The organism is Rhizobium sp. AG207R (genome assembly GCF_027109195.1).
GTDB lineage: Bacteria > Pseudomonadota > Alphaproteobacteria > Rhizobiales > Rhizobiaceae > Rhizobium > Rhizobium dioscoreae.
Window position 1 is genome coordinate 110,387 of the sequence record NZ_JAEPVT010000013.1, and the last position, 22,417, is coordinate 132,803.

Sequence of the window (22,417 nt, forward strand, 5' to 3'; positions counted from 1 at the left end):
TTCGATATGCGGGGTGAAATTTTTGTTCGTTTATTGTTCTTGTTTCATTCTTTGTCTTATGCCAGATTGCAACCCGAAGTTTGCTGATCGGGGCACGTAACGGCAAACGGGTTCGGCGACAGGGGATAGGGAATGGTAGCGCGCGTCAGTACGGTGGCATTTCAGGGCATTGAGGGCGTACCCGTCGAAGTGCAAGTGATGATCGCGCCGGGCAAGGTGCTGATGCATATCGTCGGTCTGCCGGACAAGGCTGTCGCGGAGAGCCGTGAGAGGGTTCAGGCAGCACTACACGCCTCTGGCCTTGCCTTGCCGCCGAAGAAAGTCACTGTCAATCTTGCACCGGCGGACCTGCCCAAAGAGGGCAGTCATTTCGATCTTGCCATCGCGCTTGGTCTGATGGCGGCGCTCGGCGCGATCCCAGCCGATGCCCTGTCCTCCTACACCGTCATCGGCGAACTCAATCTCGACGGCACGATCGCGCCCGTTGCCGGCGCTCTTCCCGCCGCGATCGCCGCCAATGCCATGGGCAAGGGGCTGATCTGCCCGGCCGAAAGCGGACCGGAAGCGGCCTGGGCCGGCAAGGAGATCGATATTCTGGCGCCGCGCAGCCTGATTGCGCTCGCCAATCATTTCCGCGGTACGCAGGTTCTCTCGCGGCCGGAGCCATCCGTTCGCGCCAATGCCGCCAATCTACCCGATCTTGCCGATATCAAGGGCCAGGAAAGCGCCAAGCGCGCGCTGGAAGTGGCGGCCGCCGGTGGCCATAATCTGCTTTTCGTCGGGCCTCCCGGCTCCGGCAAATCCATGCTCGCCTCGCGCCTGCCGTCGATCCTGCCGCCCTTGTCGACCAACGAGTTGCTGGAGGTGTCGATGATCCATTCGATCGCCGGCCAGCTTTCCGGCGGCAAGCTCTCGGACCGGCGGCCCTATCGCGCGCCCCATCATTCCGCCACCATGGCGGCGCTCGTCGGCGGCGGCCTGCGCGCCCGGCCGGGTGAAGTCTCGCTCGCCCATCACGGCATTCTGTTCCTGGACGAGCTGCCGGAGTTTTCACCGCAGGCGCTCGATGCGCTCCGCCAGCCACTGGAAACCGGCGAATGCGTCATCGCCAGAGCAAACCACCGTGTCTCCTATCCGGCCGGCATCCAGCTTGTCGCGGCGATGAACCCGTGCCGCTGCGGCATGGCCGGGGAGCCGGGTCATACCTGCGCCCGTGGGCCGCGTTGCGCTTCCGATTATCAGGGCCGCATTTCCGGCCCCTTGCTCGATCGTATCGATATCCGCATCGACGTGCCGGCGGTCTCCGCCGCCGACCTCATCCGGCCGACAGCCTCGGAAAGCAGCGCCGATGTCGCACTCCGCGTGGCACGCGCCCGCGAGCGGCAGCGGGAACGCTTCGAACGAGCCGGCATGAAGGATGTCAGCACCAATGCCCGCTGCTCGACGGCGATGATCGAAACCATCGCCGAGCCGGATGCCGCCGGCCTGCAATTGCTGCGCGATGCCGCCGAGAAGATGAAATTCTCCGCCCGCGGCTATCATCGCATTCTCAAGGTGGCGCGCACTCTCGCCGATCTCGACGACAAGCCGACCGTCGGGCGCATCCATCTCGCCGAAGCCATCTCCTATCGCATCGCCGGAGAGCGGCTGACCGCGCATGCCTGACAATGCGGGACTCTACAGCATCTGATCGTCTCCAGCCGGCCTAAATGAAAAGGGGTGCCGAAACACCCCTTTTTCCAAATCAAGATGGCGAATGGCTTTGTCAGCCACCGAGACCCTCGAAGAGCGCCGTCGAGAGATAGCGCTCGGCGAAGGACGGGATGACGACGACGATAGTCTTGCCTTCGTTTTCGGGACGCTGGCCGATCTTGATAGCCGCCGTAAGCGCCGCGCCGGAGGAAATGCCGACCGGCACGCCTTCGAGCTTGGCGACGAGCCGCGCCTGCTGGAATGCCTCGTCATTGCTGACGGTCACTACCTCGTCATAGACATGCGTATCGAGAACTTTTGGTGCGAAGCCGGCGCCGATGCCCTGGATCTTGTGGGGTCCGGGATTGCCGCCGGACAGAACTGGCGAATCCGCCGGCTCGACCGCGATGACCTTGATGTCGGGCTTGCGTGCTTTCAGCACCTGGCCGACACCGGTGATCGTGCCGCCGGTGCCGATACCGGAAACGAAGATATCGACCTTGCCTTCGGTGTCGTTCCAGATTTCTTCGGCCGTCGTCTTACGATGGATTTCCGGATTGGCCGGATTTTCGAACTGCTGCGGAATAATCGCATCCGGCAGCGACGCGGCCAGCTCTTCGGCCTTGGCGATCGCGCCCTTCATACCCTTCGGTCCCTCAGTCAGCACCAGCTCGGCGCCAAGCAGCGCCAGCATCTTGCGACGCTCGATCGACATGGTTTCCGGCATGGTGAGGATCAGCCTATAGCCCTTGGCGGCAGCGGCAAAGGCGAGCGCAATGCCCGTGTTGCCCGAGGTCGGCTCGATCAGCACGGACCGGCCGGGAGCGATCTTGCCCTGGGCTTCCAGGCTCTCGATCATAGCGACGCCGATACGGTCCTTCACCGAAGCGATTGGATTGAAGAATTCGAGCTTTGCCAGGATGTTGGCCTTGACGCCCTTCTCCTTCGCCAGCTTGTCGAGGCGCACGATCGGCGTATCGCCGATAGTCTCGGTGATCGAGGCATAGACGCGGCCGCGGCCGGGTTTGCGGGTGTCGGACATGGGTAGCTCTCCCTATATTGGAATTATGCAATGACAATAGGATCAAACGCCCGCGGAAACCAGAGTGCGCAGCCGTTCCTCGCGTAAAGCACGTGAGAAAAGAATCTCATAACGGTCTTACTTGAGGATGTTTTTTTCAGGCGGTGCGCATGGCGATGAAGGCAGCGGTCGCGCCGAGGATGCTGGCGGCGACCCGGTTCAGGATCTGCAGCGCCCTCGGCTTCTTGAGAAAGGTGCGCGCTCGCGACGCCAGCAGCATATAGGGCACCAGAACGATCAGAAGGACGATGAAGGTCGCCGCCACCAGCGTCGCATATTCACGCAGCCCGATGCTGCCGATATCGATCAGGGTCGGCACCAGCGCAACATAGAAAAGCATGGTCTTGGGGTTGCCGAGCGTGACAAGCAGGCCGGAGAGGAAGGACATGCCGGCGCTGTTCGATTTCTTCGCGGCGATATCGGCCGCAAGCAGGCCCGCCGTCCAGAGCTTCCAGGCGATATAGCCGAGATAAAGCGCACCGGCGATCTTGATGACGATGAAGACCTCGGTGAAGGTCTGCGCCACGAAGGCAAGCCCGAGGATGACGGCCGTCAGGTAGATCGTGTCGCCGAGCACGAGGCCGAGGCCCATGAAGAAGGTCTCGCGAAAGCCGGAGCCGAGGGCGCGCGCCACGATTGCCGTGATACCAGGACCCGGGATCGCAGCGGCGATGAAAAGGGCGCAGCAATAGGCAAACAAGGCCGCGAGAGTCATGGAATTCTCCTCCTAAGATGGTATTCGCTCTATCTCACCACCTTTGCGTTTTCAAGCGATTGCGCCGGTGCAGCGAACATATTACCAAGGCATTAACGCCGCGTCGCAACTGCTTTGCACAAGGATATCATGTCTTCCGCATTGCTCCTGATCGATCTTCAGAACTCCATCCTGACGGGCCTCGGCACGCCGGATCGTCAGCCCGTGATAGATGCCGCACTGGAGGGGGTTGTCACTAGGCTGGCGGCGCTGAAGCACAAGGCGCGTGCCGCCGGCATTCCCACCTTCATCGTCCAGCATGACGGCGGCCCCACCCATCGTTTGGCCAAACGCAGCGAAGGCTGGCAGTTGCGCCGGGAGATCGCGCCGGAAGCCGGCGATGCCGTCGTGCACAAGACGAGCTGTGATTCCTTCTTCGAGACGGATCTGGAGGCAAAGCTGCGAGCGCGTGGCGTCACTCATCTCATCGTCGGCGGCTGCATGACGCAGTTCTGCGTCGATACGACCGTGCGGCGCGCCGTCTCACTCGGTTTCGATGTCTCGCTGATCTCCGACGGACACACCACGGCGGATATGGGCAAACTGAGCTTCGAAGAGATTGTCACCCACCACAATATGCTGCTTGACGGCTTCGATGCCGGGCCGCATGAAATCAAGCTGGTCGCATCCACCGAAATCTCCTTCTGAAGCCCTTCCTGCCGGAGCCTCCATGCCGCATCTGACCAGCATGATCACCTTTGCCCTGATCGCTCTCGGCATGGTGCTGACACCCGGGCCGAACATGATCTATCTGGTGTCGCGCTCCATCTCGCAGGGACCTGCGGCAGGCCTGATCTCCCTTGGCGGTGTCGCCTGCGGCTTCCTCTTTTACATGCTCTCGGCCGCACTCGGCATTACCGCTTTCGTCTTTGCCGTGCCTTTTGCCTATGATGCGCTGAGGCTGGCGGGTGCCGCCTATCTTGGATGGCTCGCCTGGAATGCGCTGAAACCCGGTGGCCGTTCGGCCTTTCAGGTGCGCGAGCTGCCGAAGGATAGCGCGCGCCGGCTCTTCACGATGGGGCTGGTGACCAGCCTGCTCAATCCGAAAGTGGCGATCCTTTATTTGTCGCTGCTGCCGCAGTTCGTCGATCCTAGCGCCGGCAGCGTCTTCACCCAGTCGATCATTCTCGGCTTTGCACAGATCATCATCAGCGTGACATTCAATGCTATCTTCGCGCTGAGTGCCGGCTGGATCGCGATGTTCCTCACCCGCCGTCCGTCCTTCGCGCTGGTGCAGCGCTGGCTCATGGGCACTGTGCTTGCCGGGCTCGCTGTGCGCATGGCTTTTGAGGCTCAGCGCTAATGCGAGTTGTGACAACAGCAGTCACCGCCGGTCTTCTGATGTTAGCAACCTTCGCGCCGCCTACCTCGGCAGCGGAGAAGGACGTGCAGACGATCGTCTTCATGCGCCATGGCGAAAAGCCGGAAGCAGGTCTCGGCCAACTGAGCTGCCAAGGTCTCAACCGGTCTTTGGCTCTGCCCTCGGTGCTAAGCAAGCTCTTCGGCAAGCCTGCTGCGATCTTTGCGCCGGATCCGTCGAAGCGAAAGGACGATTCTGGCACTTCCTACGATTACATCCGGCCGCTCGCGACTATCGAACCGACGGCAATTGCCTTTGGAATGCCTGTCGATACCAGCTTCGGCTATAAGGATATCGATGATCTGAAAGCCGAGCTGAAGAAGCCTGCCTATGCCGGCAAGCTGATCTTCGTCGCCTGGGAGCATAAGCAGATCGTCGATCTCGCCCGCCAGCTGATGAGCGAGAATGGTGGCGATGAAAAAGCGGTGCCGAAATGGCATGGCAAGGATTTCGACAGCCTCTATGTGCTGCGGATCGGCGGAGGCAAGGCGGGATCGGCGGCAACATTCGAAAAGATGGCGGAAGACCTCGACGGTCTCTCCGAAGTCTGTCCGAATCCGGCTAAGTAAACCTAGAACACCGGCCGCATGAAGCTGCGTTCGTAGCTGAGGATGCAGCGCGTTTCCTCGCCATAGGCAAGAGCTGCCTGGCACTCCGCATCCTCGGGTATTTTCAGCCGATATTCCTCATAGGCAGCAAGGCTCGGGAAGCTGAAGAGCGCCAAGGCGATGTTGCTGGCGCCTTCATGCGGCATGAAATAGCCGTGATGCGTGCCGCCCATACGGTTGACCAGCGGAATCCAGAGCTTGGCGTAATGCTCGAACTGGGCAAGCTTGTAAGGGTCGATGACGTAGCGCAGATAGCAGGTGATCATTCGGCGGCTCCCTTGGAAACATGGTGGTTTCTATTCCAGCGCAGGGGGATCGTCCATCCCAGATTCATGCCGGCAGCAGCCGCGAGAATGATGACCGCGCCAAGGATTTGAGCGATGCCAAGCACATGGCCGAAGGCGAAACGGTCGACCACGATGGCGGCGATTGGATAGACGAAGGAGAGCGCCCCCGTCAGATGCGTCGGCAGCTTCTGAATGGCGCCATAGAGCAGCACATACATCAACCCGGTATGGACCACGCCCATGGTGACGAGGATCGACCATCCCCCGGCATCCTGGGGTGCGGCCGAGAAATCGGTAAAGGGCGCCAACATGAGGATGCCAGTAGAGACCTGTATGAGCGCGATCAGGTGTGGCGGCGTGCCTTTCAGCCATTTGGCGGCGATCGCCGCCAGCGCATAGAAGAAGGCCGCACCCAGCGAAAGCAGGATGCCGATCGCATAGCTTCCACCACTCGCTGCCCCCGCCGGCTTGCCTTCGACGATCACGGCCATGCCGGCAAAGGCGAGGCCTAACCAGAAGAGCTTGGTGAAAGTGATCCGCTCGCCGAGGAACAGAGCGCCGAGCCCCAACAGCATGAAGGGCTGTGTGTTGTAGACGGTCGTGGCGATGGAAATGGAGGCGTGGGAATAGGCCGCGAAAAGCAGCAGCCAGTTGAGCACGATGGCGATCCCGCCACCGACGGCGATGGAGAATGTCTTCAGATTGAGGATGCCGGGACGCAGCAGGCCCATGGTCCCGCAGATAACGAGCAGTGTCAGCGCCCCGAAGAAGCAGCGCCAGAAGACGACGCCAGTCACGGCTTGCCCGGATATCAGCACGAACCAGCCGATGGTGCCTGAAATCAGCATCGCCGCCGTCATTTCCACCGTGCCGCGCTTAATCTCGCTCATTGCCTTTGCTCCCGTCTATCTACGCCAATCATATTGCGGTATCGGAGCCGGTGATATAGGTTTAGTAAGGCAATAGAGCTCATATGCCTAAATAAATGAGGGTGAATGATGGGTGTTCCTAATGCAAGCCTGGGTCTGGATGAGATCGATCAGCGGATGCTGGAGTCGCTGGCGCGCAATGCCCGCATATCGCTGAAGGAACTGGCGGAAGCGGCCGGCCTGTCGTCGCCGAGTGCGGGGGAACGTCTGCGGCGCTTGGAGGAGCGCGGCATCATCTCGGCCTTCACCGTCGATATCGCGCCGGAGGCGATCGGCTATCCCCTGCAGGCGATCGTCCGCATTCGGCCTCTGCCTGGCCAGCTGCATGTCGTCGAGCGGATCATTCAGGAGACGCCCGAATTCATCGAATGCGACAAGGTCACCGGCGACGATTGTTTCATCGGGCGCCTGGTGGTGCGGTCGATGAGCGAGCTCGATGGGATATTGGACAAGATCACCGAGCGGGCCGAGACGAACACATCGATGATAAAGGCGACACCGGTCAAGCGCCGGCTGCCGCCGCTTTCGCGCTAGAGCAATCCTTGGGAAAGTGGGCAGCAGTTTTCCGTTGGGAATTGCAGAATCCAACAAGCTAGAGCCGCTTAACGGCTCTAGAATTCCGCCATGGGCGAAAGCATGAGCGGCCCGGCAATATCATGGGCCGCTTTACCGCGTGCCATTAGCGTCGTGTAACCTTCGTAGGGCTGCAGCGATACCGGGCAATCCAGCCGATCCGGTGAAAAGCAGATCTCGATGCGATCGGGTTCGATATCAAGCGCGGACAGGATGGTCGCCAGAGAGGGGATGGCCGTTGCCACGACATCGAGAAGCCAGAGAGTCGCGCCGTCGAACGTCCATGCGATGACCACGTCATCCCCCAATGCCGTCAGGCGGATCGCGGCGTTAAAGGAGGCATTCAGCAGAAACATCTCCGTCTGTCTGACAACGGCAAATTGGGCAGAGACCGGCTGCCGGTTTTGCAGCAGCGTCTTGATCAGGCGCAGATCATCGGGCGCTTCGAGCGACAGTTGCCGGGCAGCCGAGTCGGCTTTTCCAAACTTCGGCATCTCCGCGACGAAGACATGTTGCGGTAGAGAGCGAAAGCCGTAACGCGCATAAAGCGCAGGCTTGTCGGTGAGCAGGAGATCGAGCTCGTAGCCCTCCGCCTGGGTGCGAGCAAAGGCACGCTGCATGAGATCGCGATAGAGCCCGCGCCCACGCCATTCAGGCCGCACCGCGCCAGACTGATATCCCGCTGCCCTGACGGCACGGCCGTTGACGATCAGCGGCATGGAGAAGGCGGTGAAATTGGCGATGCAACGGCGATCGGCATCGAAATAGCCAAACGGCATGCTTGTGGGATCAGGGCCACCCAATCGATCCTGAATACCGACGTCGATGGAGAACGTATCTTCAAGCAGGTCGACAAGACCCTTCCACGCAGCTGGATCGCCGAAATAGTCCTGTCGTAAGGTCAGGCCATGCGTCTGGGCAATCTCCGACATCACACGCCGGTCGAGCCGAAACCGCCTGCGCCGCGCGTGGTTTCGCTGATCTCCGCAATCTCGGCGATACGCACCTGCATGACTGGCGCTATAACCATCTGCGCGATGCGCATGCCGCGGGTGATCTCGAACGGCTCCTCGCTAAGGTTGGCCAGCAGCACCTTCACTTCGCCGCGATAGTCGCTGTCAACCGTGCCGGGCGAGTTCAGGCAGGTAATCCCATGCTTGAAGGCAAGCCCTGAACGCGGGCGGATCTGCGCCTCGAAGCCTTCAGGAACTTCGAAGACAAAACCCGTTGGAACGAGAATCCGATTCCACGGTGCGATCGTCAGCGTCGCACCGTCGTCGATGGCAGCGCGCAGGTCCATACCGGCCGCGCCCTTGGTTTCGTAGGCGGGTAGTTCCAGGCCCTCCCCATGCGGCAGGCGGACGAGGTTCAGGGTCGGAGTGATGTCGGTGTGAATGGTCATACGGCAATAGTTTGCGTTTGAAAGCCGGAGGTCAATTGCATTTGGGGCTTTGAGTCGCTAGATACGGCCGCAATTCACAGGATTCACACGCATGGCTGAAAGTCTCGCCGAGGCGGTTTCCCGCCGCCGCACATTCGCTATTATCGCTCACCCGGACGCGGGCAAGACAACGCTCACCGAAAAGTTGCTGCTGTTCGGCGGCGCCATTCAGCTCGCCGGCGAAGTCAAGGCGAAGAAGGATCGCATGCAGACGCGCTCCGACTGGATGAAGATCGAGCGCGAGCGCGGCATCTCGGTCGTGACCTCCGTCATGACCTTCGAATATGAAGGCAATGTCTTCAACATCCTCGATACGCCCGGTCACGAAGACTTCGCCGACGATACCTACCGCACGCTGACGGCCGTCGACGCCGCGGTCATGGTCATCGACGCCGCCAAGGGTATCGAGCCGCGAACGCTGAAGCTGTTCGAAGTCTGCCGCATGCGCGACATCCCGATCATCACCTTCATCAACAAGATGGACCGCGAAAGCCGCGATCCCTTCGAAATTCTCGATGAAGTCGAAGAGAAGCTGGCGCTGGATACGGCTCCGGTCACTTGGCCGATCGGTCGCTCCAAGACTTTCTGCGGCTCCTACCATCTGGCCGACAATACGGTGCGCGGTTCCGATACCGAGGTCGAGGCGACCAAGGTGAACGGCCCACAGGCGGTCGCCGACCGGCTGCCGGAAAACGAGCGCCAGGCCTTTATCGACGAGACGGAACTGGCGATCGAAGCCTGCCGCCCCTTCGATCGGGTCTCCTTCCTCGAAGGCCACATGACACCCGTCTTCTTCGGCTCGGCGCTGCGCAACTTCGGCGTTCGCGATCTCATCAATGCGCTCGGTGCATTCGCGCCGCCGCCGCGCGATCAGGTCGCCGACATCAGGACGGTGCACGCCACCGACGACAAGATGACGGCCTTCGTCTTCAAGATCCAGGCCAACATGGACCCGAACCACCGCGACCGCATCGCCTTTGCCCGCATCTGCTCCGGCAAGCTGGAGCGCGGCATGAAGGCGCGGCTGTCGCGCACCGGCAAGCAGCTCGGTCTCACCGCGCCGCAATTCTTCTTCGCCTCGCAGCGCCAGCTCGCCGATACCGCTTATGCCGGCGATGTCGTCGGCATTCCGAACCACGGAACGCTGCGCATCGGCGATACGCTGACGGAAGGCGAATCCCTGGTCTTTCAGGGCGTGCCGAACTTCTCGCCGGAAATCCTGCGCCGTGTTCGTCTTGAAGATGCGATGAAGGCAAAGAAGCTCAAGGAAGCGCTGCAGCAGATGGCAGAAGAAGGCGTCGTGCAGCTCTTTTCGCCCGAAGATGGCTCGCCCGCCATTGTCGGCGTCGTCGGCGCCTTGCAGCTCGATGTGCTGAAGGAGCGCCTGATGGCCGAATACGGCCTGCCGGTGTCGTTCGAAATGTCGCGCTTCTCGGTCTGCCGCTGGATCTCGGCCGACCAGTCCGCCGATCTCGAAAAGTTCGTCACCGCCCGTCGCGGCGACATCGCCCGCGATCTCGATGGCGATCCGGTCTTCCTCGCCCAGGACGGCTTCTCGCTGCGCTATGAAGCGGAACGTTACCCGGCTATCAAGATGGCCGCGATCAAGGAATATCACGCCGTCAAGGCGGCTTGATATCGAAGACGTTGCAGCCGCAGGCGACGAGCCTGTGGCTCACGGCGCTATTGTACTCATCAGCTCCGCGTAGCGCGCCTCGGTGGCCTCATCCAGCGGAAACATGCATTCGACCCGCAGCTCCTGCGTCGTGATCATCTGCGCGGTGCCGACCGTCGTCACCAAAGAGAAAAATCTCAGGACATGCCTGTCCTTCACGAAGGACAAAGGGATCAGCGGCGCATTCTCGAGCGCCGGCGATGTCTGCCATTCGGAATTCACATCGGGGTAGGCGAGCAGATTATCGATCAGCTCCTTTGTCCGTCCGTCGATGACACGGCCAACGGACTCGCGGAAGACGCGCCCCAAAAGGCTTTCTGCCGTCTTCTCCCAATCCGCAATAAAGGGCCGCATGCCCAAGGGGTCGAACATGAGATGCAGGAGATTGCGCGGCTTTGGACGTGCAGCCATATCGGTGAACTGGCCGAAGAAGCGAAGCGTTGCATCATTAGTCATCAGCACATTCCAGTAGCGATCCATCACGATGGCCGGAAAAGGCTCGTGTTGGCGCAGCATGCGCTTCAGCGCATTGCTAACACCCTGCATCTCCTGATCGTCAAAACTTCCTTCGGAATAGATCGGCGCATAGCCGGCGGCGAGCAGCAGCGTGTTGCGCTCGCGGAAGGGCACGTCTAGGGCATCGGCAAGACGCAGGACATTCTGGCGGCCGGGCGTGTTCCTGCCGCTTTCGATGAAGCTGATCTGGCGCTGCGAAATGCCGGTGTCGAGGGAAAGCTCGAGCTGGCTCTTGCCGCGGGTGTCGCGCCATGCACTCAGCTGCGGTCCCAGCTCGTTCGGCAATCTCAGTTCGGCGCGAAGGGAACTCATCCTGCAAAGCCTCGCTTCGTTCGTTTGGCGTGGCGGGACCTTAATCAAGAGCCCCGCCAGTCTCAGTTCTTATGAGAAAGCAACCGGCCCGACTGCGCCGTACCAGTGGCGCACTTTCGTCGGGTCTGCCTCGTCCATGTAGAAAAAGTGCGTCATGACCGGCTTGACCACCGCCTGTGTGCGATCATTCGGGCTCATTGTGACGGTTCCTCGGAACACCTTGAGCGATCCGGCGTCCCAATATTCGGTGACAGCATGCAATGCCGTGAAACCGGTGTCGATGAAGGCGCGCAAGTTCCGGCGAATGGTTTCGCGTCCCTTCCAATCGGCAATGCCGAGATTGCATGTGGCGTCTTCCGCGAGACAATCAAAGCCTTCGCCGAAGGTCTTGTCGTCGATTTCGCGCCAGAAGGCGAGCAGCCATTGCGGGGCTTCTGTCTTGGTGAATGACATGGTCGTCATGGAATTCTCCTAAGCCTGCCTTTGGAATGATGTCGTGGCCATCGACGTCATCCCGGAAGGCTTTCTTTCGTTGAAGGGCTGAAAAGCTCTTCCTGCAAGAAGATGGTCATTAGATACCCCGAGACGGATGCCGCTCTCAATTACATGCGATGTAATGAAAGCATGGTCCATGAGCTCTCAAGTCGAGGTGATTGGTTCGGATGCGTTTCATTTTGGAATAGTGCCATCGCGATGTTCCATCCGATATAGCGCTATGCCATAGTGCCGCCCCGAGGTCCCCTCGATCAGAATGAGCAGCTTTCATGATGAAATTTCTTGCGGTTCTTGCTCTGGCCGTTGTCGGCCTGATGCCGGTCGCAGCCGAGGCGCGAATCATCACCGATGCGGCCGGACGCACGGTATCTGTGCCGGATAAGATCAACCGCATTCTGGTGGCCGGGCCGCCGGCAACAGCGCTGGTCTATGTGCTGGCGCCCGAAAAACTGGTGGGTTGGGTTCATGCCCCTGATGATGCCGCCAAGGCCTATCTGACGCCATCGGTGCGGTCGCTGCCGACAATCGGGCGCCTGACGGGCAAGGACGGCACGATCAGCACGCAGGCAGTCATCGATGCCAAGCCGGACATCATTCTCGATGCCGGCACGGTCGACCCGACCTACAAGGCGCTCGCCGACAAGGTGCAATCGGAAACGCACATTCCGTATATCCTTGTGGATGGCAGCTTCGCCCGCACGGCCGATACGCTTCGCGACGTCGGCGCACTGATCGGTGTCGAGGACCGTGCGAACAAGCTTGCCGACTATGCCGATTCAGCAATCAAGGATCTGAACGACAAGCTCGCGACGCTGCCGAACGATCCACGACCACGCGTCTATTATGGCCGTGGTGCCGATGGCCTCGAAACCGGGCTTTCCGGCTCGATCAATCTCGAGATCCTCGATGCCGTTGGCACGATGAATGTCGCCGCCGCTGCCGGCAAGGGTGGCCTCGCCAAGGTAACGCCGCAGCAGGTCGCCGGCTGGAACCCAGATATCATCATCGCCGAGAGCCCTGCCTTTGCCGCTTCGGTGAAGAGCGACCCGCAATGGGCCGGCATCAAGGCTGTCAAGGACGGCAAGATCTTCGTACCGCCGTCTCTGCCTTTCGGCTGGTTCGATTCCCCGCCCGGCGTCAATCGGCTGCTCGGCGTGCGCTGGATGGAGAAGTTGCTCTATCCGAAGCTCTTCCGCAGCGATTTTTCCGACGATGTGAAGGAATTCTACAAGCTGTTCTACCAGGTCGATCTGACCGACGATCAGCTGGCGGCCTTGCTGAAGGGCATGAAGTAACCACTCTGATAAGGAAGGCGTTCATGGTCCGGGAGAACGAAATTCGCGAAAACGAGGTGGCTGTCGAGCCGCCCGCAGCCTCGGATGCCGGCCTTACCTTCATCGGCCGCATTTCGACACCCTGGACATCGCGCATGGAAACGCCGCGTCAGGGTCGGCACGACGGCCCGATCTGCCGGATCGAGATCTTCGAGCCCTGGGTGGCAGCGTTGAAGGGCGTGGATGTTTTCGAGCGGCTGGAGGTTCTCTATTGGCTGGATCGGTCTCGCCGGGATCTCGTGCTGCAGAGCCCGGCCAGCAACGGCAAGGTACACGGCACTTTTTCGCTGCGCTCGCCAGTGCGGCCGAACCCCATCGGCACCTCTATCGTCAAATTGGAAGCCGTCGAAGGTGCCGTGCTGCTGGTGCGTGGCCTCGATTGTCTGGATGGTACGCCGCTACTCGATCTGAAGCCGGATCGCACTCTGTTCAAACCGATCGCGCCGCCACAGCCCGGAGATTTCCAGACCGGCGACGGCGAGACGGTGCATTACTGCCAGAAGCGCGATGCTTAATTGTTTCACGCAATTCCTGACGGAAAACCGCTGCGCACTTATCCTGCAATTGCTTTAGTCGACTGCAACCATCACGTCAGACGCCTTGATCACGGCATAGGCTGAGGAGCCTACCGTCAGGCTCAACTCGTCGACAGCCTCGTTGGTGATCGAGGAGGTGACGATCGAGCCGTTGCCGATATCGATGCGGACATGCGCCGTCGTCGCGCCCTTGGTGATTTCAACGATCTTGCCCTTGAGGCGGTTTCTAGCACTGATTTTCATGGATGTTTCTTCCTTGTGACCGGCGCGACAATATCGTCGTCTCCGGCGACCGGCCATCGAAATCCTATTCGCCGCGCGGATAGCGCTGGTTTTCCTCCAGCACGTTGAGGTCCATATGGTTGCGCATGTAGCGCTCCGAAGCCTTTTGCAGAGGCTGGTAGTCCCACGGGTAATAGGCGCCGTTGCGCAGCGCCGTGTAGACCACCCATCTCCGCGCTTGGCTTTCGCGCACGGCAGTGTCGAAACTTGCGAGATCCCAGCGGGCGATGGCCTGCGCCGTCAATCTCTCCAGCGTCTCCGCATAGGCCGGGTTGCCTGCCAGATTGGTCAGCTCCTTCGGGTCCGCGTCGATGTCGAAGAGCATCGGCGGATCCTTCTCGCAAAGGGTCAGCTTGTAATTGCCGTCGCGTAAGGCCACCAGCGGTGCTTCCGAGCCTTCCGCGGCATATTCCATCGGCACGGGACTGCGACCTCCGGTTCCAAGAGCGAGCGAGGTCAGATCCTCACCATCGGTCCAGCGGCGCAACGATGCGATGTCGATGCCGGCAAGGGCGGCGAGCGTCGGCGTCACGTCCAGCGTCGACACCGGCTGGTCGATCCTCTTCGGCTGCCAGCCGGGGGCTGCGATCATCAGCGGCACGCGGGCGGAACCTTCGAAGAAGTTCATCTTGAACCACAGGCCGCGCTCGCCGAGCATGTCGCCATGGTCGGAGACGAAGAGGATGATCGTGTTGTCGGCCATACGGCCGCGCTCGAGCGTTTCCAGGATCTCGCCGATCTTCTCATCGACATAGGAGATATTGGCGAAATAACCGCGGCGTGCCCTGCGGATCTGCTCCGGCGTGATGTCGAAGGCAGTGTGGTCGCAGGCCTTCATCAGCCGCTGCGAATGCGGGTCCTGTTGCTCGAATGGAATTTCGCCGACTTCGGGATCGAGCGCCGGGCAATCTTCGTAGAGATCCCAGAAGCGGCGGCGCGCGACATAGGGGTCGTGCGGATGCGTGAAGCTGACCGTCAGGCACCATGGCCTTTCGTCTTGGCGGCGAGAGAGGTCGTAGAGCTTGCGGGTCGCGTGATAAGCAACCTCGTCGTCATATTCCATCTGGTTGGTGATCTCGGCGACACCTGCCCCGGTCACGGAACCGAGATTGTGATACCACCAGTCAATGCGCTCGCCGGGCTTCGTATAGTCCGGCGTCCAGCCGAAATCGGCGGGGTAGATGTCCGTCGTCAGCCGCTCCTCGAAACCGTGCATCTGATCCGGACCGACGAAATGCATCTTGCCAGAGAGTGCTGTCTGGTAGCCGGCGGCGCGCAGATGGTGGGCGAACGTCGGAATGTCCGAGCAGAATTCGGCGGCATTGTCATAGACGCGCGTACGGCTCGGCAGTTGACCGGACATGAAGGAGGCGCGTGCCGGCGCGCAGAGCGGGCTTGCCGTATAGCTATTGGCAAAGCGAACGGAGCGCTTCGCCAGGGCCCTCAGGACCGGCGCATACAGGAACTCGGCCGGGCCGTCGGGGAAGAACGTCCCGTTGAACTGATCGACCATGAGGATAAGGATATTTGGGCGGGACATGCAGATGTCTTTCTTGCGGGTCAGAGGCCGATGGCGGCTTTGACGGCCTCGAGGCCAGGCTTGCCGTCGATAGTGGTGACGCCGGAAAGCCAGGGCGTCAAGGCGTCCGGATGCGCCTTCAGCCAGGCAGTGGCCGCGTCCTTGGCGCTCTCGCCACCGAGGATCGATCCCATCAGCGAATTCTCCATGCCGATGTCGAAGGTTAGGTTATGGAAGAGCTTGGCGGCGTTCGGGCATTGCGCCGACCAGCCGGTGCGCGCCAGCGTGTAGACCTCGGCGCCGCCGTAATTCGCGCCGAAATAGGCATCGCCACCGGAAAGATAAGCAATCTTGAAGCGCTCGTTCATCGGATGCGGCGCCCAGGCGAGGAAGACGATCGCCTGCTTGTCCTTCGATGCGCGCTCCACTTGCGACAGCATGGCCTGCTCACTCGATTCCACCAGTTCCCAACCCTTCAGGCCGAAGTCGTTAGCGTCGATCATCTTCTGGATATTGGCATTCGCGGGCGCGCCCGGCTCGATGCCGTAGATCTTGCGGCCGAAATCGTCGCCATACTTCTGCAGGTCGGAAAAATCCTTGATGCCCTTGTCGGCGACGTAGGTAGGAACGGCGAGCGTGAACTTCGCGCCCTGAAGGTTACGGTTTAGCACTTCGGCTGCCTTCGCCTTGTTGAGATCGTCGACGAAGGCCTTCTGCGCCGGCATCCAGTTGCCGAGGAAAACGTCGATCTCGCCTGTCTTCATCGCCTGGTAGCCGATGGGCACGGAGAGCGTCTTGATGTCGGGCTCGTAGCCGAGCGCGGTTAAGAGCACGCCGGTCACGCCGTTGGTCGAGGTGATATCGGTCCAGCCGGGGTCCGAAAGGTGGATCGTCTTGCAGCTGTCGCCATCAGCCCGGGCGATGCCGGCAAGGGAAAGGACGGAAAGAAGAGCGCCGGCGGCGAGCCGGCCCATTGCAGACATGCGCATGACGAAAGTTCCCTCTTGTTATTGGATTATTTTATTGAACATCACTAGAGTCGCCGCTGTGAAGCAGGCATTTTTCGATAGATGCCAAAAGGAAATTTTATGGCTGAACGTTTTGTCGATCTCGGTTGGCTGCGGATATTCCTGGAAGTGGGCCGCTCCGGCAGCCTCTCCGGCGCCGCTGCAGCGCTTGGCCTGACGCAACCGGCCGTCAGCTATCAGATCCGCCGCATCGAGGAGCAGATGGGTGTGCCCCTGTTTCGCCGCCAGCATCGCGGCGTTGTGCTCTCGCCGGAAGGGCAGCGCCTGTTCGAGATCGTCGAAAAATCCGTCGGCAGCGTCGACCATCTGGTGCGCAGTTTCCGCGCCGAGGCGGAACGGCCATCCGTTCGCCTGCGCACGGATTATGCTTTTTCCGCGCTGTGGCTCATTCCGCGCATGCATGCGTTCCGGTTGCTTCACCCAGAAGTGGATATCCAGATCGTCGCCACACAGCGGCTGGATCGTGGCGCGCCGGAAAGTGGCGATATCGCCGTCTTCTTCGGCACGCGCAGCGAATTCGGTCCCGCCGCCACCTTGCTTTTGCCGGAAAAGGTCGTGCCGATCTGTACCAGGGGTTTCGCGGAGCGTCACGGCCCGTTCACCGATCCCTCGCAGCTCGCAGGCACCACGCTCGTCCATCTCGATTCGGAGATGCCATCGCCCTGGTTCGACTGGGAAAGCTATCTTTCTGCCTTCGGCATTGCCCGCGACGCCTATGCCGGCCGCGGCGATCTGCGCTTCAACACCTATTCGCTGGTTGTGCAGGCAGCGCTCAGCGAGCAGGGCGTTGCCATTGGCTGGATGGGCCTTGTCGATTCTCTGCTTGCCGCCCGGACGCTAGTGACGGCCGGCCCGATGCTGGAGGCGCCGGAGCGCGGTTATTGGCTGCTGCCGCCGGCCGCCGCAAACCCGCAGGCGGAGCGGCTGGCGCAATGGCTGCTCACTGAAGCCGCCACCGGATGATCATCATGCTCTATTCCGCCGTAAGATCGGCAAGAAACGTCTCGCACCAGCGCGATACGTCATTTTCAAGCAGATAATCCATCATGCCGCGCCAGCGTTCCTGCCGCTCCTGCAGCGGCATGTTGATGGCCCGCGCCAGCGCGTTGGCGGTGCCGTCGACATCATAGGGGTTGACCAGCAGAGCACCTTTTAGCTTACGCGCCGCCCCGGCAAAGCGGGATAGAACCAGCACGCCGGGATTGTCCGGGTCTTGCGCCGCGACATATTCCTTGGCGACCAGATTCATGCCGTCGCGCAAGGGAGTCACCAGCCCGACCTTCGCAAGCCGGTAGAGGCCGGCCAGGATCGGGCGGCTGATCGAGCGGTTGATGTAGCGGATCGGCACCCAATCGACCGTACCGATCGCACCGTTGACCCGGCCGGCCTGTTCGGCGACCGCGTGCTGCATCGCCTCATATTCCGGCACTTCCGAGCGAGATTTCGGCGTGATCTGCAGATAGGTGACGCTGCGCCGATGCGCGGGATTGTTGGTAATGAAGCGCTCGAAGGCATCGATGCGCTGCGTGATGCCCTTGGAATAATCGAGCCGGTCGACGCCGAGGATCAGGTCGCGGCCTTCAATGCTTTGCCGCACCTTCTGCACCATGCTATGCGACGCGGCCCTGCGGGCGAATTCGGCAAAGCCCGCCGTCTCGATGCCGATCGAATAGGCGCCGCCGCGAAAGTCATGACCGTGCGCGCTGAAATGGCCGGGGCTTTTCTCGATGCCCATTCCCTCGCGCTTCAGGCAGCCTGCAAAGTTCTCAAGATCATGGTCCGTCTGAAAACCGAGCAGGTCGTAGGAAGAAAGGCCACGCATGATCTCCTCATGCACCGGCATGGCAAGCACGACGTCCGCCGGCGGCCAGGGAATGTGCAGGAAGAAGCCGATGCGGTTCTTCAAGCCCATCTGCCGCAGCTCTGCCGCCAGTGGAATGAGATGATAGTCGTGCACCCAAATAATGTCGTCAGGTTCGATCAGCGGTGCGAGCCGGTGGGCAAAGAAGCGGTTGACGCGGAAATAGCCGGTCATTTCCTTGCGGGCATATTCGGCGAGATCGAGCCGGTAATGACAGATCGGCCAGAGCACGCGGTTGGCAAAGCCCTGATAATATTCCTCGACATCGGTCTGGGTAAGATCGGTCAGCGCATAGGTGATGTTGCCGTCCTGCGTCATCTGCAGCGGCTCAGGCTCGACGTCGCCGCTCGATTTGCCGGACCAGCCCATCCAGATGCCGCCGCGCTCGGCAAGGGCTGCCTGCAACGCCACGGCAAGGCCGCCCGCAGCTGCTGCGCCCTTGTGATCGGGCACGGAAACGCGGTTGGAAACGATGATGAGACGACTCAACGGTAACTTCCTTTCGAGAAGGCTGGGATCGGTGTCGATGTGATCGACGGATTACTTGACGAGTGTTCCCAGCACGTCTCTTAAACGCGCAGGCGAGCCAATGGATGCACGCGCAAGCGTTTTTCCGTTGGCATCGCCGATGCGCACGGATTGGCCGCCGAGACGGTTGGCGGCGGCAAACATCGTCTCGTCGGTCACGTCGTCGCCGATCGCGACCGGGCGGCGCCCTTCGAAGGGCGTTTCGGCAAGAAACGCCTCGACGGCATGTCCCTTGCTGGCGTGGGAAGGGCAGATTTCGAGGACCATCTTGCCGCGCTGCAGATTCCAATCGGGACCGGCTTCCTCCAGATGGCGTTGCATGACTTCGCCGATTTCGGCCTCGTATGCGGGTGCGTGCCGAAAGTGAACCGCGACCGCAGCCCCCTTGTCCTCGACAATGGCGCCGGGCCAGGCGAGCGCTTCGTGCCGAATGACCTGCTTCATCTCCTGGAAGGCAGGCGGAATATGCGCGCGCCGCAGCCGTCCCGCCGCATCGCGGCGTTCCGCGCCATGCAAGCCGGCGACGGGAAAGCGGAATGGGGCAAAAAGGGGATCGACGAATTCGATGGCGCGGCCCGTCACCAAGGCGAGTGCGCCTCCAAGCTGACGAGAGAGCGCATGCAGCGTGCCGGGCAGATAGTCGGGCACGACGATCGCTTCCGGCATTTCGGCGAGATCGAGCAGGGTTCCGTCAATATCGAGGAACAAGGCCCAGTCCTGCGGATACAATGAGAGTGCGGTAAGGGCCGGCTCGTTCAGCGGCCTCTGTTTGGCTTCACCCTGTTCGGGCTGTTCCTGAGAAGACATGCTGGGTTAGCTAAGGCGCTCTTCTCGTTTGGCAAGGCAAAAAATAACAGCTCAAAATCAAAAGGGGCCGCCTTAAGCGACCCCCCATGAGCTTTGGCCCGTAACTGACCTGAAGCGGCGAACGCTTCGGGAAGGTGTTGATCAGAGCGAGGGCTGCCTCGCAACGCTCACAACCATTTCCATGCCGTATACAAAGACCGAAATCTCACTAGACATTGGATCACCTTCCTTTCGTTACGTTTCAGACAAGCTTAACGTAGCTCAAATTTGACTTGATGCAAGAGGCACGGCCTCGGGGAGCTTCACACTTATTGTCGCAGTGAAATGTGTTGCCCGCCGCATCTCGAGCAGAGCCCTGCCGTAGCGGCCTTCACGAAGAAAATGTTGCGATGCGAAACGTGAACGGACGAAGCGTCAAATATCTGTCATCTTGCGCTGCACGGGATGGAAAATTAAGACTTTATTACCCATTCCGCATAAACAATCGTCCTAGAGCCGGATGATTTTAGGTCGGCTCGACCTAAAATCTGAGCCGCTCTGGAATCGAAGAAGTAGAGCGTGATGTCGTCCGAAAACCGCCTACACTTTTCGGCATCACGCTCTGGATTTGCCATTCTCCCGCGGGACAGAAAGACAGCGGGAATCGGAGTAGAAGACGCATGTGTCGCTGGGCAGCCTATCGTGGAGACCCCCTCTATCTGGAGGAGCTGGTGTCTTCGCCCGCCCACTCCCTGATCGAACAATCCCATTGCGCCACGCGCGCCAAGACGGCGACCAATGGTGACGGCTTCGGCATCGCCTGGTATGGCGATCGGCCGGAACCGGGCCGTTACCGCGATATCCTGCCGGCCTGGTCCGATTGCAATCTGAAGAGCCTGGCGCGGCAGATCCGTTCGCCGCTCTTCCTCGCCCACGTCCGTGCTGCCACAGGCGGCGGCACACGCCGCGACAATTGCCATCCCTTTGTTTTCGAGAACTGGTCATTCCAGCACAACGGCCAGATTTCCAATTTCGACCGCCTGCGCCGGCCGATGGAAGCCATGCTCGACGACCGGCTGTTCCATGCCCGCAGCGGCACCACCGATTCCGAGCTCCTGTTCCTGTTGGCGATGCAACTCGGTCTCATGACAAATCCGACCGCGGCGATCGCGCAGACCATCGGCTTCGTCGAAGGCCTGTCGCTGCATCTGACGGGTTCGGTACTGGTGCGCTTCACGGCGGCCTTCTCCGACGGTAAGTCGCTCTACGCCATCCGCTATGCGACCGATCGCAAGGCGCCGACGCTGTATGCCTCTCCGGTCGGGTCAGGCTATTGCCTCGTGTCGGAGCCGCTGAACGACGATGTCGATGCCTGGCGCGAGATCCCCGATGGCAGCGCCGTTCTGATCGACGATACGGGCGTCCATGTCACGCCCTTCCAGCCGGAAGAGCATGCCGCCGGAGAGATCCGGACGCCGGCTGCTATTCCTGCTTGAGCTGTTCCGATATCAGCGCCGCCAGCCGCACCGCCACCTCATCCTTGTCGAGATCCGGCCACTGCTCGACGCCGTGATGGCTGATAATCTTCACGCGATTGCGCGTGCCGCCCATGATGCCGGTTGCGGGCGAGACGTCGTTGGCGACGATGAAGTCGGCGCCCTTGCGCTCCAACTTCGCACGGGCATTGCTCTCGACATCCTGGGTTTCGGCCGCAAAGCCGATGACGAGTTTCGGCCGCTGTGTATGATGGCCGACGGTTTTCAATATGTCCGGATTTTCGGTGAGCGCCAGCGTTGGGATCGATTCGCCTGGATGCTTCTTGATCTTCTGATCGGAAGCGGAAGCGACGCGCCAGTCCGCGACCGCGGCCACCATGACGGCGATATCGGCCGGCAGAGCAGCCAGAACGGCATCGCGCATCTCGTCTGCCCGTTCGACGTGGATCACGTTGAGACCGACCGGATCGGGTATGGTGACCGGGCCGGAGACGAGCGTGACATCGGCGCCGAGCGCAGCAAGCGCCGCTGCGATGGCATGGCCCTGCCGTCCTGACGAGCGGTTGGCGATGTAGCGCACGGGATCGATCGGTTCATGCGTCGGCCCGGAGGTGACGACCGCCTTCCTGCCGGCAAGCGGCTTGGTGCCGTCATCCAGCCGACGCTCGACGGCGGCGACGATATCGAGCGGCTCCGCCATCCGGCCAGCGCCGCTCTCGCCGCTCTCGGCCATTTCGCCGGTCATAGGACCGACGAAGGCGATGCCGTCGCTGCGTAGAGTTTCGACGTTGCGCCTGGTGGCGGGATGGGCCCACATCTTCGGGTTCATCGCGGGGGCTGCGAGGACTGCCCGGTCGGTGGCGAGCAATATGGTCGAGGCGAGATCGTCGGCCAGCCCGTTCGCCATCTTGGCGAGCAGATCGGCAGTCGCCGGCGCGATCAGCACGAGATCACAGTCGCGCGCCAGCCTGATATGGCCGACATCTTGCTCGTCCTCTCGCGAAAACAGATCGGTGAAGACATGGTCGGCGGCCAGCGCGCCGACGGCAAGCGGCGTGATGAACTGCTGCGCACCAGCCGTCATGACCGGCCGGACGCTTGCGCCGCGCTCGCGCAGCCGGCGGATGAGATCGAGGCTTTTATAGGCCGCGATACCGCCGGAGATAATGAGAAGGATGCGCTTTCCTGCGAGAACCATGCCTGAACCCGTCGCCTGTTCTTTTGCCGACAAGCCTAAGCCTTTGGTGTGTCATAGGCAATCGCCGCGTGCTTCCATCGAGCTCGGCGTGTCGGTGATTGCGATGCGGGCGATCGGATTTTTGGC

The 22,417-nt window shown here is 61.0% G+C and carries 24 protein-coding genes; 10 read left to right on the forward strand and 14 right to left on the reverse strand.

The window, feature by feature from the left end:
• Positions 1-132 precede the first annotated feature (132 nt).
• Entirely contained in the window at positions 133-1,665 is a 1,533-nt protein-coding gene (locus JJQ51_RS27450; protein ID WP_069611083.1) for a YifB family Mg chelatase-like AAA ATPase, read from the forward strand.
• Positions 1,666-1,765: 100 nt separating this feature from the next.
• Here JJQ51_RS27450 and cysK read toward each other — a convergent pair whose 3' ends face one another.
• Both cysK and JJQ51_RS27460 read right to left on the reverse strand, forming a co-directional pair.
• Positions 1,766-2,734, reverse strand: a complete 969-nt coding sequence (gene cysK / locus JJQ51_RS27455) for a cysteine synthase A (RefSeq protein ID WP_145322177.1) — start codon at positions 2,732-2,734, stop codon at positions 1,766-1,768.
• 136 nt (positions 2,735-2,870) lie between these two features.
• Positions 2,871-3,488, reverse strand: coding sequence for a LysE family translocator (locus JJQ51_RS27460; protein ID WP_152095606.1), 618 nt, complete (start codon positions 3,486-3,488; stop codon positions 2,871-2,873).
• Between the two features lie 129 nt (positions 3,489-3,617).
• On the opposite strand from JJQ51_RS27460, the gene JJQ51_RS27465 reads away from it, so the two are divergent.
• From JJQ51_RS27465 to JJQ51_RS27475, 3 genes are read left to right on the forward strand one after another with little or no spacing between them, the layout of a single operon-like run.
• Positions 3,618-4,175, forward strand: a complete 558-nt coding sequence (locus tag JJQ51_RS27465) for a cysteine hydrolase family protein (RefSeq protein WP_145322182.1) — start codon at positions 3,618-3,620, stop codon at positions 4,173-4,175.
• A 22-nt stretch (positions 4,176-4,197) separates the two neighbouring features.
• Positions 4,198-4,830: a LysE family translocator gene (locus tag JJQ51_RS27470; RefSeq protein ID WP_113329929.1), complete on the forward strand. Its 633-nt coding sequence runs from the start codon at positions 4,198-4,200 to the stop codon at positions 4,828-4,830.
• On the forward strand, positions 4,830-5,456 hold the full coding sequence (locus JJQ51_RS27475) for a hypothetical protein (protein WP_152093810.1): 627 nt from the start codon (positions 4,830-4,832) through the stop codon (positions 5,454-5,456). The genes JJQ51_RS27470 and JJQ51_RS27475 overlap by 1 nt, the downstream gene beginning before the upstream one ends.
• 2 nt (positions 5,457-5,458) lie before the next feature.
• Here JJQ51_RS27475 and JJQ51_RS27480 read toward each other — a convergent pair whose 3' ends face one another.
• A complete protein-coding gene (locus JJQ51_RS27480; RefSeq protein WP_113329931.1) occupies positions 5,459-5,761 on the reverse strand; it encodes an NIPSNAP family protein in 303 nt (100 codons plus the stop codon).
• Positions 5,758-6,672: a DMT family transporter gene (locus JJQ51_RS27485; protein WP_152095605.1), complete on the reverse strand. Its 915-nt coding sequence runs from the start codon at positions 6,670-6,672 to the stop codon at positions 5,758-5,760. Before JJQ51_RS27485 ends, JJQ51_RS27480 begins: the two co-directional genes overlap by 4 nt.
• Before the next feature lie 108 nt (positions 6,673-6,780).
• Between JJQ51_RS27485 and JJQ51_RS27490 the strand changes: the two genes are divergently transcribed.
• Positions 6,781-7,245, forward strand: coding sequence for an Lrp/AsnC family transcriptional regulator (locus tag JJQ51_RS27490; protein WP_113351363.1), 465 nt, complete (start codon positions 6,781-6,783; stop codon positions 7,243-7,245).
• Positions 7,246-7,322: 77 nt separating this feature from the next.
• Here the strand turns inward: JJQ51_RS27490 and JJQ51_RS27495 are convergent, their stop codons facing one another.
• Both JJQ51_RS27495 and dut read right to left on the reverse strand, forming a co-directional pair.
• Positions 7,323-8,216 carry a GNAT family N-acetyltransferase gene (locus tag JJQ51_RS27495; protein ID WP_152095604.1) on the reverse strand — a complete coding sequence of 298 codons (894 nt, stop codon included), beginning with the start codon at positions 8,214-8,216 and terminating at the stop codon, positions 7,323-7,325.
• A complete protein-coding gene (gene dut, locus JJQ51_RS27500) occupies positions 8,216-8,686 on the reverse strand; it encodes a dUTP diphosphatase (RefSeq protein ID WP_152095603.1) in 471 nt (156 codons plus the stop codon). The genes JJQ51_RS27495 and dut overlap by 1 nt, the downstream gene beginning before the upstream one ends.
• Positions 8,687-8,777: 91 nt before the next feature.
• Between dut and JJQ51_RS27505 the strand changes: the two genes are divergently transcribed.
• Complete coding sequence (locus JJQ51_RS27505) at positions 8,778-10,361, forward strand: peptide chain release factor 3 (RefSeq protein ID WP_113329936.1); 1,584 nt, start codon at positions 8,778-8,780, stop codon at positions 10,359-10,361.
• 39 nt (positions 10,362-10,400) lie between these two features.
• Here the strand turns inward: JJQ51_RS27505 and JJQ51_RS27510 are convergent, their stop codons facing one another.
• Positions 10,401-11,228, reverse strand: a complete 828-nt coding sequence (locus tag JJQ51_RS27510; RefSeq protein WP_269245544.1) for a helix-turn-helix domain-containing protein — start codon at positions 11,226-11,228, stop codon at positions 10,401-10,403.
• Positions 11,229-11,297: 69 nt separating this feature from the next.
• Positions 11,298-11,690, reverse strand: coding sequence for a nuclear transport factor 2 family protein (locus JJQ51_RS27515; protein WP_113351359.1), 393 nt, complete (start codon positions 11,688-11,690; stop codon positions 11,298-11,300).
• 302 nt (positions 11,691-11,992) lie between these two features.
• Here JJQ51_RS27515 and JJQ51_RS27520 point away from each other — a divergent pair, with 302 nt between their 5' ends.
• Both JJQ51_RS27520 and tsaA read left to right on the forward strand, forming a co-directional pair.
• Positions 11,993-13,018, forward strand: a complete 1,026-nt coding sequence (locus tag JJQ51_RS27520; protein ID WP_113329939.1) for an iron ABC transporter substrate-binding protein — start codon at positions 11,993-11,995, stop codon at positions 13,016-13,018.
• Between the two features lie 23 nt (positions 13,019-13,041).
• Positions 13,042-13,572, forward strand: coding sequence for a tRNA (N6-threonylcarbamoyladenosine(37)-N6)-methyltransferase TrmO (gene tsaA / locus JJQ51_RS27525; RefSeq protein WP_113351358.1), 531 nt, complete (start codon positions 13,042-13,044; stop codon positions 13,570-13,572).
• A gap of 54 nt (positions 13,573-13,626) precedes the next feature.
• Here tsaA and JJQ51_RS27530 read toward each other — a convergent pair whose 3' ends face one another.
• The 3 genes from JJQ51_RS27530 to JJQ51_RS27540 form a co-directional block, all read right to left on the reverse strand.
• The gene (locus JJQ51_RS27530; protein ID WP_113351357.1) at positions 13,627-13,836 is read right to left on the reverse strand and encodes a TOBE domain-containing protein; all 210 of its coding nucleotides are present in this window, start codon (positions 13,834-13,836) and stop codon (positions 13,627-13,629) included.
• 64 nt (positions 13,837-13,900) lie between these two features.
• Positions 13,901-15,415 carry a choline-sulfatase gene (gene betC, locus JJQ51_RS27535; protein WP_113389996.1) on the reverse strand — a complete coding sequence of 505 codons (1,515 nt, stop codon included), beginning with the start codon at positions 15,413-15,415 and terminating at the stop codon, positions 13,901-13,903.
• 20 nt (positions 15,416-15,435) lie between these two features.
• The gene (locus JJQ51_RS27540) at positions 15,436-16,383 is read right to left on the reverse strand and encodes a choline ABC transporter substrate-binding protein (RefSeq protein ID WP_269245545.1); all 948 of its coding nucleotides are present in this window, start codon (positions 16,381-16,383) and stop codon (positions 15,436-15,438) included.
• Positions 16,384-16,482: 99 nt separating this feature from the next.
• Between JJQ51_RS27540 and JJQ51_RS27545 the strand changes: the two genes are divergently transcribed.
• A complete protein-coding gene (locus tag JJQ51_RS27545; protein ID WP_113351355.1) occupies positions 16,483-17,385 on the forward strand; it encodes a choline sulfate utilization transcriptional regulator in 903 nt (300 codons plus the stop codon).
• Positions 17,386-17,395: 10 nt separating this feature from the next.
• On the opposite strand, the gene otsA is transcribed toward JJQ51_RS27545, so the two are convergent.
• Both otsA and otsB read right to left on the reverse strand, forming a co-directional pair.
• Positions 17,396-18,772 (reverse strand): alpha,alpha-trehalose-phosphate synthase (UDP-forming), encoded by a 1,377-nt coding sequence (gene otsA / locus JJQ51_RS27550; RefSeq protein WP_113329945.1) that lies wholly within the window; start codon positions 18,770-18,772, stop codon positions 17,396-17,398.
• 51 nt (positions 18,773-18,823) lie between these two features.
• The gene (gene otsB, locus JJQ51_RS27555) at positions 18,824-19,618 is read right to left on the reverse strand and encodes a trehalose-phosphatase (protein ID WP_113351354.1); all 795 of its coding nucleotides are present in this window, start codon (positions 19,616-19,618) and stop codon (positions 18,824-18,826) included.
• A gap of 659 nt (positions 19,619-20,277) precedes the next feature.
• On the opposite strand from otsB, the gene JJQ51_RS27560 reads away from it, so the two are divergent.
• Positions 20,278-21,093 (forward strand): class II glutamine amidotransferase, encoded by an 816-nt coding sequence (locus JJQ51_RS27560; protein ID WP_113351353.1) that lies wholly within the window; start codon positions 20,278-20,280, stop codon positions 21,091-21,093.
• Here JJQ51_RS27560 and coaBC read toward each other — a convergent pair.
• Complete coding sequence (gene coaBC / locus JJQ51_RS27565; RefSeq protein WP_113351352.1) at positions 21,080-22,291, reverse strand: bifunctional phosphopantothenoylcysteine decarboxylase/phosphopantothenate--cysteine ligase CoaBC; 1,212 nt, start codon at positions 22,289-22,291, stop codon at positions 21,080-21,082. The two genes, JJQ51_RS27560 and coaBC, sit on opposite strands and share 14 nt — an antisense overlap.
• Between the last annotated feature and the right edge of the window lie 126 nt (positions 22,292-22,417).

Coding starts and splice junctions, on each gene's coding strand:
- JJQ51_RS27450 (WP_069611083.1), top strand. CDS start 133: ATGGTAGCGCGCGTCAGTACGGTGGCATTTCAGGGCATTGAGGGCGTA.
- cysK (WP_145322177.1), bottom strand. CDS start 2,734: ATGTCCGACACCCGCAAACCCGGCCGCGGCCGCGTCTATGCCTCGATC.
- JJQ51_RS27460 (WP_152095606.1), bottom strand. CDS start 3,488: ATGACTCTCGCGGCCTTGTTTGCCTATTGCTGCGCCCTTTTCATCGCC.
- JJQ51_RS27465 (WP_145322182.1), top strand. CDS start 3,618: ATGTCTTCCGCATTGCTCCTGATCGATCTTCAGAACTCCATCCTGACG.
- JJQ51_RS27470 (WP_113329929.1), top strand. CDS start 4,198: ATGCCGCATCTGACCAGCATGATCACCTTTGCCCTGATCGCTCTCGGC.
- JJQ51_RS27475 (WP_152093810.1), top strand. CDS start 4,830: ATGCGAGTTGTGACAACAGCAGTCACCGCCGGTCTTCTGATGTTAGCA.
- JJQ51_RS27480 (WP_113329931.1), bottom strand. CDS start 5,761: ATGATCACCTGCTATCTGCGCTACGTCATCGACCCTTACAAGCTTGCC.
- JJQ51_RS27485 (WP_152095605.1), bottom strand. CDS start 6,672: ATGAGCGAGATTAAGCGCGGCACGGTGGAAATGACGGCGGCGATGCTG.
- JJQ51_RS27490 (WP_113351363.1), top strand. CDS start 6,781: ATGGGTGTTCCTAATGCAAGCCTGGGTCTGGATGAGATCGATCAGCGG.
- JJQ51_RS27495 (WP_152095604.1), bottom strand. CDS start 8,216: ATGTCGGAGATTGCCCAGACGCATGGCCTGACCTTACGACAGGACTAT.
- dut (WP_152095603.1), bottom strand. CDS start 8,686: ATGACCATTCACACCGACATCACTCCGACCCTGAACCTCGTCCGCCTG.
- JJQ51_RS27505 (WP_113329936.1), top strand. CDS start 8,778: ATGGCTGAAAGTCTCGCCGAGGCGGTTTCCCGCCGCCGCACATTCGCT.
- JJQ51_RS27510 (WP_269245544.1), bottom strand. CDS start 11,228: ATGAGTTCCCTTCGCGCCGAACTGAGATTGCCGAACGAGCTGGGACCG.
- JJQ51_RS27515 (WP_113351359.1), bottom strand. CDS start 11,690: ATGACGACCATGTCATTCACCAAGACAGAAGCCCCGCAATGGCTGCTC.
- JJQ51_RS27520 (WP_113329939.1), top strand. CDS start 11,993: ATGATGAAATTTCTTGCGGTTCTTGCTCTGGCCGTTGTCGGCCTGATG.
- tsaA (WP_113351358.1), top strand. CDS start 13,042: ATGGTCCGGGAGAACGAAATTCGCGAAAACGAGGTGGCTGTCGAGCCG.
- JJQ51_RS27530 (WP_113351357.1), bottom strand. CDS start 13,836: ATGAAAATCAGTGCTAGAAACCGCCTCAAGGGCAAGATCGTTGAAATC.
- betC (WP_113389996.1), bottom strand. CDS start 15,415: ATGTCCCGCCCAAATATCCTTATCCTCATGGTCGATCAGTTCAACGGG.
- JJQ51_RS27540 (WP_269245545.1), bottom strand. CDS start 16,383: ATGCGCATGTCTGCAATGGGCCGGCTCGCCGCCGGCGCTCTTCTTTCC.
- JJQ51_RS27545 (WP_113351355.1), top strand. CDS start 16,483: ATGGCTGAACGTTTTGTCGATCTCGGTTGGCTGCGGATATTCCTGGAA.
- otsB (WP_113351354.1), bottom strand. CDS start 19,618: ATGTCTTCTCAGGAACAGCCCGAACAGGGTGAAGCCAAACAGAGGCCG.
- JJQ51_RS27560 (WP_113351353.1), top strand. CDS start 20,278: ATGTGTCGCTGGGCAGCCTATCGTGGAGACCCCCTCTATCTGGAGGAG.
- coaBC (WP_113351352.1), bottom strand. CDS start 22,291: ATGGTTCTCGCAGGAAAGCGCATCCTTCTCATTATCTCCGGCGGTATC.